This window comes from Thermodesulfitimonas sp. (assembly GCF_052743955.1).
In genome coordinates, this window is the sequence record NZ_JBRAIN010000148.1 from 1 (window position 1) to 2,853 (window position 2,853).

The following is a 2,853-nucleotide window of genomic DNA, read 5'->3' on the forward strand; positions in this document are numbered from 1 at the left end:
TGGCATCGCTTCATCTATTTTTTCCGGGAGCCGGGCATTGCCGGCTCCCGGTGTTGTGTCCATTATGATGGTGTAAAATTGTGAGGGCTTGAAGCAGGAGAGCCACCCTCCCTCTGGTAGATAAGAAACAGCACAAATCTCAACCACCAGGAGGGAGAAAGGATGGCTCACTACCAGGTTACCGTAGACCGTGATCTATTGCAAGGATTATTTGTCCGGGATGATGGCTTGGCCCGGTTGGTGGAGGACATAGTCAATCAGGTGCTCGATGCCCAGGCTACCGAGCAACTCAGGGCCAAGCCCTACGAACGTACCGAAGATCGCCAGGGGTACCGCAACGGGCACCGGGATAAAGTACTCAAGTCGCGTGTAGGAGAACTTGCGCTTATGGTTCCCCGGCTGCGGCGCGGGCATTTCTCCACGGAGCTTTTCGAGCGGTATCAACGGAGCGAGCAGGCGCTCTTGCTGGCGATGATCGAGATGGTTGTCAACGGTGTATCCACCAGGAAGGTGAGAGCCGTTGTTGAAGAGCTGTGCGGTACCGAGTTCTCTAAGTCCACCGTATCCAGCCTGTAGCTGGTGGACTGGACGACATCGTGAAAGAGTGGAACGACCGGGATTTGAGCAGCCAGGAATACCCTTTCTTAGTGGTGGATGCCCTGGTAATCCGGGTGCGCAAGGGTGGCCGGGTGCGACTCTTAAGCGTGCTCATTGCCACCGGAATCAACAGGGAGGGATACCGGGAGATTTTAGGGCTTATGCTTGGGGACAGCGAATCGGAGATCACCTGGTCGGAGTTCTTCGGCCGGCTCAAGGCACGCGGCCTCAAAGAGGAGTGGATCTGGTGGTCTCGGATGATCATAAGGGATTAGTCAACGCGATAGAGACTCACTTTCAGGGGGCCACCTGGCAACGGTGCCAGACGCACCTTATCCGGAACGTCCTGGACGCCTGCCCTAAGGCACTGCAGGGTGAGCTGCATGGTCGGTTGCGGCTGATCTTCGACGCGTAAGGCTCTGGAGACGGCCAGGCGGGAGGCTTAAACGAGACGATAGAGGCCTTTGGCGTAACGTTACGCCAAAGGCGATCACGCGGCTTGAAGCCGGGTTTGAGGACGCAATGGCGGTGATGGCGCTGCCAGAACGCTACCGGAAGCGGCTGCGCACCACCAACGGGGTCGAGCGGCTCAACCAGGAGATTCGCCGCCGGGAGCGGGTGATCCGAATCTTCCCCAATGAGGAGTCCGCTATCCGCCTGATCGGGGCGGTGCTCGTGGAGATTGATGAGGCTTGGTCTTCTGGGTCCCGGTATTTTGATATGGTGGATTACTGGGAGTGGAAGGCTAATACGGAATTCGTAGCGCTTATTGCTCACGGCTTCTCAAAGAAAGTACGGGATTTTCCGGCTGCGGTATAATGATGGTACGCGGATGAATTCGCTTTTGCGGAGGGCTAATGTTGAAAACAGTGGTTTCCCTTTCGCGGCGTACAGAGCCCTATTTCTATGCGGAAAAGTTAGCTACGGTGTTAACTACCCGCTACCCCCCGGAGCGGGTCCACACGGTAGTGGTGTGGACTAAGTTTCCGGATACGGTGTTGGTCCAGCTGCGCTCGGTGCTGAAGGAGTACGCGCAAGTCTATGTCCACCTGACGATTACAGGGCTCGGGGGAACGGTGGTTGAGCCCCGCGTGCCGCCGCCGGAAAAGGTGCTGACCCAAATTCCCGCGCTCATCGACTTCCTGGGAGACCCGTGCCGGCTCCGGGTGCGCCCCGACCCCTTAGTGGTGCTGCGGCGGAAAGGGGAAGAGATAGAGAATCTAACGGCGGCGCAGGCGGTTATCCGGGAGGCGGCGGGATGCGGGGTGAAGGCGTTTTCCGCTTCTTTTGTGGCGCTCTACCCCAAAGTGCGGCAGCGCCTCGTGCGTCTGGGCTGGGAGGCGATAGTGCCTACTGCGGCCGCGCAACGGCGCGTTTGGGAAGAGCTTTCCCGGGTTGCGGCGGCAAATGGCGCCACCCTTTACGCCTGTTGCGTCCCCGGCCTTCCTGTTTCCCGGTGCATCGACGGGGCGCTGCTTACGGCGCTTCACCCGGCGGGAGAAAAGTGTCGCTTGGACAAAGCCCGGGGCCAGCGGGAAGAGTGCGGCTGCACCCACTCCGTGGATCTCGGCTGGTACACGATGCCTTGCCCCTCCGGCTGCCTCTATTGCTACGCCAACGCCCGCGTTACCGGTTGCGCGGGCCGGCGCTTCTAATCTTTCGCGTAGCGCCCGTACTCCCAGTCTTTGATGACGAGCGGCACGGCCCCCGGCCGCGGGGTGTTGCCGGCTATAACTTCGCCGACAAAGAGGACGTGGTCGCCAGCGGCGTGCATGCTCACCACGCGGCATTCCAGGTTCGCCACGCAATCGGCGAGCAGCGGCACCTTTACTTTTTCGGCCGGCGCGGTCTTGAGGCCCAGCTCTTTGACTTTGTCCACGTCACGGCCGGAGCGGCTGCCGCAGAATTCGGCCCACCGCTGCTGGTCAGCGGCGAGGATGCTCACCACGAACTCCCCGCTTGCCTGGAGCATTTCGTAAGTATAGCGCTCGGGCGCAACGGAAACCATCACCAGCGGCGGGCGGAAGGAGACCTGACTCACCCAGGAGGCGGTCATCAGGTTGTGCCGGCCACCGGCATAAGTGCCGATGAGCGTAACCGGCCAGGGAAGCAGGCGGAGCGCCTGTTTCACGGCTAAAACCTCCCGTAAACTTTTCAGAATTTTATTCCACGGCCGCGCCCCTTTTCCTCTTTCGGGCGCCATTTTTGATTCCACTGCTGAAAGTACGCCGTATCTCCTATTCTCCCCGAGTTTTT

The 2,853-nt window shown here is 59.7% G+C and carries 2 protein-coding genes and 1 pseudogene; 2 read left to right on the plus strand and 1 reads right to left on the minus strand.

The window, feature by feature from the left end:
* The first annotated feature begins 162 nt into the window (after positions 1-162).
* Both ACUVTA_RS09305 and ACUVTA_RS09310 read left to right on the plus strand, forming a co-directional pair.
* Positions 163-1,416, plus strand: a pseudogene (locus ACUVTA_RS09305) (IS256 family transposase).
* Positions 1,417-1,454: 38 nt separating this feature from the next.
* On the plus strand, positions 1,455-2,252 hold the full coding sequence (locus ACUVTA_RS09310; protein WP_445952660.1) for a DUF1848 family protein: 798 nt from the start codon (positions 1,455-1,457) through the stop codon (positions 2,250-2,252).
* Here the strand turns inward: ACUVTA_RS09310 and ACUVTA_RS09315 are convergent.
* Positions 2,249-2,728, minus strand: a complete 480-nt coding sequence (locus ACUVTA_RS09315; protein WP_445952661.1) for a flavin reductase family protein — start codon at positions 2,726-2,728, stop codon at positions 2,249-2,251. The genes ACUVTA_RS09310 and ACUVTA_RS09315 overlap by 4 nt on opposite strands.
* Between the last annotated feature and the right edge of the window lie 125 nt (positions 2,729-2,853).

Excerpts from the sequence above, each read along its gene's own strand:
- ACUVTA_RS09310 (WP_445952660.1), top strand. The coding sequence starts at position 1,455 with ATGTTGAAAACAGTGGTTTCCCTTTCGCGGCGTACAGAGCCCTATTTC.